At 69.1% G+C, this 4,520-nt stretch carries 3 protein-coding genes and 1 pseudogene; 3 read left to right on the forward strand and 1 reads right to left on the reverse strand.

All coding sequences use genetic code 11. The features are described from left to right. Positions 1 to 254 precede the first annotated feature (254 nt). Positions 255 to 527: pseudogene (locus tag A5714_RS27350) on the forward strand (cold-shock protein); the annotation flags it as partial. Here the strand turns inward: A5714_RS27350 and A5714_RS27355 are convergent. Continuing rightward, on the reverse strand, positions 459 to 1,361 hold the full coding sequence (locus A5714_RS27355; RefSeq protein ID WP_068289338.1) for a PirG: 903 nt from the start codon (positions 1,359 to 1,361) through the stop codon (positions 459 to 461). The pseudogene A5714_RS27350 and the gene A5714_RS27355 sit on opposite strands and share 69 nt — an antisense overlap. Before the next feature lie 231 nt (positions 1,362 to 1,592). Here A5714_RS27355 and glf point away from each other — a divergent pair, with 231 nt between their 5' ends. Beyond that, on the forward strand, positions 1,593 to 2,789 hold the full coding sequence (gene glf, locus A5714_RS23225) for a UDP-galactopyranose mutase (RefSeq protein ID WP_068289344.1): 1,197 nt from the start codon (positions 1,593 to 1,595) through the stop codon (positions 2,787 to 2,789). Between the two features lie 49 nt (positions 2,790 to 2,838). After that, the coding region (locus tag A5714_RS23230) for a glycosyltransferase (RefSeq protein ID WP_068289341.1) at positions 2,839 to 4,520 on the forward strand (1,682 nt) is incomplete at its 3' end.

Genomic DNA, 4,520 nt, shown 5'->3' on the forward strand with positions numbered 1-4,520 from the left:
GCAGGGTGCGGCCGCTGCCCTGCCGGGCGCCGCGGGCGCCTTGCCGGGTGCCGCCGGGGCGCTGCCGGGTGCGGCTGCGGCCCTGCCGGCCGCCGCGCCGGTCCTGCCCCCGGTCTAGAACTTCGCGCACCTCTGTCACCAGACGGCACCGCAGAGTCACCCACTCTGCGGTGCCGTCGACATTTGGCGCGGATTCCCCGTCGCGCCGCGTCGTGTCGTCTCACTAATAACAGTGGACACACACGTAACATCGACTGGTGTCCCGTGGCCGCGCACCGACGACGTTGCTCACGGCCGTCGCGGCCACCGTCGTCATCGTGTCGTGGGTGGCGAACGCGACGCGTGACCACGGCACGGCGAGCCCGCCCCCGGCGCGGGGCACGCAATTGGTGGAACAGCCGCTGATCGGCCTGGGCGGCGGCGTCACGGTCCGCGAGATCAGCCAGGACACGCCGTTCTCACTGGTCGCGCTCACCGGCGACCTGGCCGGGACGTCCACGCGGGTGCGGGCCAAGCGCCCCGGCGGCACCCGGCAGGGCACCGGCCGCACCGCCGTGCATGCCCTGCGTGATCGCCGGCATGACCAGGCCCTTGAGCAGGTCGATCGCCTGACCCGCGCCGAGCTGGTTGGCCGCCTGCATCACGTCGTTGACCAGACCGCCGCTGCCGCCGGAACCGCTACCGCCGCCCAGGCCGCCGCCGCCGCCGAGCGGCGAGCCGCCGCCGAAGGTCGACGGGTCGCCGAGGATCGGGTAGGTGCCATCGGCGCCGGGGTCCACGCTGGCCGGGGCGGTGATGGGCACCTCGCTCGGGCTGCCCAGGCCGGGGGTCACCCCGGCGGGGCTGGTCAGACCGGGGTTGGACAGGGCCGGGTTGAGGCCCGCGCCGGGGGTGGCGACGCCGCCACCCGGGGTGACCGGCAGGGCGCCCGGAGTGGTCAGGCCCGGCGTCGTCGGAGCCAGGCCGGGGCTAGCCAGCCCGGGGCTCGTCAAGCCGGGGCTGGCCAGGCCGGGGGTGCCCACGCCGGGCGTCCCGAGGCCGGGGGTGCCGAGCCCGGGAGTGCCCAGGCCGGGGGCGCCCAGTCCGGGGCTGGCCAGGCCGGGCGCACCGGCCGCTCCGCCACCCAGGGCGGGCACAGAGGGCAGGTTGATCCCGAACTGCGACAGGCCCTGCGACAGCGCGCCCATCAGCTCGCCAGGCAGGTCGGTCATCACCGCGGCCTGCTTGAACTCGTGGTGCTCGGGCGCCTTGGTGCCGGCGGTCGATTCGTAGACAAGGAAGTATGCGCAAGGACTCGCCACTGCCAGGGCGGCAACCGCGCTCATGGCTGTCGAAAGCTTGCGTCGGCGTCGGTTCGGCACGGAAGTCTCCTCTATCTGACTATGTGTTGTGTCGGCGTGTCCCGCCCGTCGTGTCCGGCAAGATCCACACAGAGTCGATGGTACGAGTGAGAATCCTGTTACTAGAGTGGTGATATGGAATCGTGAGACAAATGCGACTCGGACCGTAATCGGCCGGTTGCACACCGATCTCGCCCGCCCTGGCGTCGCCAAATGGGTTCGGCCTCCGCGGTCGGATACCCTAAGCAACCGATGACCGCTCGCTTCGACCTCCTCGTCGTCGGCTCCGGATTCTTCGGCCTGACCATCGCCGAGCGCGTGGCTACCCAACTGGGGAAGCGCGTGCTCGTCGTCGAACGCCGTCCGCACATCGGCGGCAACGCCTATTCAGAAGCCGAACCGCAGACCGGCATCGAGGTGCACAAGTACGGCGCCCACCTCTTCCACACCTCCAACAAGCGGGTGTGGGACTACGTGCGCCAGTTCACCGAATTCACCGACTACCGGCACCGCGTGTTCGCCATGCACAACGGGCAGGCCTACCAATTCCCCATGGGGCTGGGCCTGGTGGCGCAGTTCTTCGGCAAGTACTTCACGCCCGACGAGGCGCGGGCGCTGATCGCCGAGCAGGCCGCCGAGATCAAGCCGGAAGACGCGCAGAACCTCGAGGAGAAGGCCATCTCGCTGATCGGGCGGCCGCTCTACGAGGCATTCGTCAAGGGCTACACCGCCAAGCAGTGGCAGACCGATCCCAAGGAGCTGCCGGCCGCCAACATCACCCGGCTGCCGGTGCGCTACACCTTCGACAACCGCTACTTCAGTGACACCTACGAGGGCCTGCCGCTCGACGGCTACACCGCCTGGCTGGAACGCATGGCCGCCGACGACCGCATCGAGGTGCGGTTGGACACCGACTGGTTCGACGTCCGCGACCGGTTGCGGGCCGACAACGCCGGCGCGCCGGTGGTCTACACCGGCCCGCTGGACCGCTACTTCGACTACGCCGAGGGCCGGCTCGGGTGGCGCACGCTGGACTTCGAGCTGGAGGTGCTGCCCACCGGCGACTTCCAGGGCACGCCGGTGATGAATTACAACGACCTCGACGTCCCGTACACCCGAATCCACGAGTTCCGCCATTTCCACCTCGAGCGGGACTACCCGACCGATAAGACGGTGATCATGCGGGAGTACTCCCGGTTCGCCGAGGACGACGACGAGCCCTACTACCCGATCAACACCGAGGCCGACCGGGCCGTCCTGGCCGGTTACCGGGCCCGGGCGAAGGCCGAAACCGCCGCGTCCGGAGTGCTTTTCGGCGGCCGGCTCGGCACCTACCAGTATCTGGACATGCACATGGCCATCGCCAGCGCACTGAGTATGTACGACAACGTCCTCGCGCCGCACCTGCGCGACGGCAGACCCCTGGCCGAAGAGGAAAGCGTGAAATGACCCGTGGCAGCGACGATGCAGCGCGACGCGATGCGCAGGAGCGGCAGCCATGACCGCGGTTAGCCTGCTGGCCCGAATCATCCTGCCGCGTCCGGGCGAACCCCTCGACGTGCGCAAGCTCTACCTCGAGGAGTCGACGACCAACGCCCGGCGTGCGCACGCCACCAGCCGCACCTCGCTGCAGATCGGCGGCGAGTCGGAGGTGTCGTTCGCCACCTACTTCAACGCGTTCCCGGCCAGCTACTGGCGCCGCTGGTCCACCCTGGAATCGGTGGCGCTGCGCGTCAAGGTGGTCGGCACCGGCCGCGTGGACCTCTACCGCACCAAGGCCACCGGCGCCCGCATCTTCATCGAGGGCAGGCAGTTCTCCGGCACCGACGAGCAACCGCAGGTGCTCGACATCGAGGTGGCGCTCAAGCCCTTCGAGGACGGCGGCTGGATCTGGTTCGACATCACCACCGACAGCGCCGTCAGCCTGCTCGCCGGGGGCTGGTACGCCACCAAGCCGGCGCCGGGCACGGCCAGCGTCGCCATCGGCATCCCCACCTTCAACCGCCCCGCCGATTGCGTCAACGCGCTGGCCGCGCTCACCGCGGACCCGTTGGTCGACGAGGTGATCGGCGCGGTCATCGTGCCGGACCAGGGCGTGCGCAAGGTGCGTGACCATCCCGACTTCCCGGACGCCGCGGCGCGACTCGGCTCGCGGCTGTCCATCCACGACCAGCCCAACCTCGGTGGCTCCGGCGGATACAGCCGGGTGATGTACGAGGCGCTGAAAAACACCGACTGCGAACAGATCCTGTTCATGGACGACGACATCCGGATCGAGCCGGACTCGATCCTGCGCGCGCTGGCCATGAACCGGTTCGCCAAGACGCCGATGCTGGTGGGCGGGCAGATGCTCAACCTGCAGGAGCCGTCGCACCTGCACATCATGGGCGAGGTGGTGAACCCGGAGACGTTCATGTGGACCGCCGCGCCGCACGCCGAATACGACCACGACTTCTCCCATTACCCGCTCAACGACGACAACCCGAAAAGCAAACTGCTGCATCGCCGTATCGACGTGGACTTCAACGGCTGGTGGACATGCATGATCCCGCGTCAGGTGGCCGAGGAGATCGGCCAGCCGCTGCCGCTGTTCCTCAAGTGGGACGACGCCGAGTACGGTCTACGCGCGGCGAAGCACGGCTATCCCACCGTCACGTTGCCCGGCGCGGCGATTTGGCACATGGCGTGGAGCGACAAGGACGACGCCATCGACTGGCAGGCCTACTACCACCTGCGCAACCGGCTGGTGGTGTCGGCGACGCACTGGGACGGCGACGTCACCGGCCTGATCCGCAGCCACCTCAAGGCGACGCTGAAACACCTTGCCTGCCTTGAGTATTCGACCGTAGCTATCCAGAACAAGGCGATCGACGACTTCCTGGCCGGCCCCGAGCGCATCTTCTCGATCCTGGAGTCGGCGCTGCCGGAGGTGCACCGCATCCGCAAGGAGTACCCGGACGCGGTCGTGCTGCCCGCCGCCAGCGAACTGCCTGCGCCGCAACACAAGACGCGAGCGATGAAGCCGCCGGTGAACCCCGTGTCGATCGGTTACCGGCTGGCCCGCGGCATCCTGCACAACGCCACCGCCGCCGACCCGGAGCACCACCGGCGACCGGAGTTCAACGTGCCGACGCAGGACGCGCGCTGGTTCCGGTTGTGCACGGTCGACGGCGTGACGGT

Origin of the sequence: Mycobacterium sp. E2462, assembly GCF_001672685.1 — a bacterium.
Lineage (GTDB): Bacteria > Actinomycetota > Actinomycetes > Mycobacteriales > Mycobacteriaceae > Mycobacterium.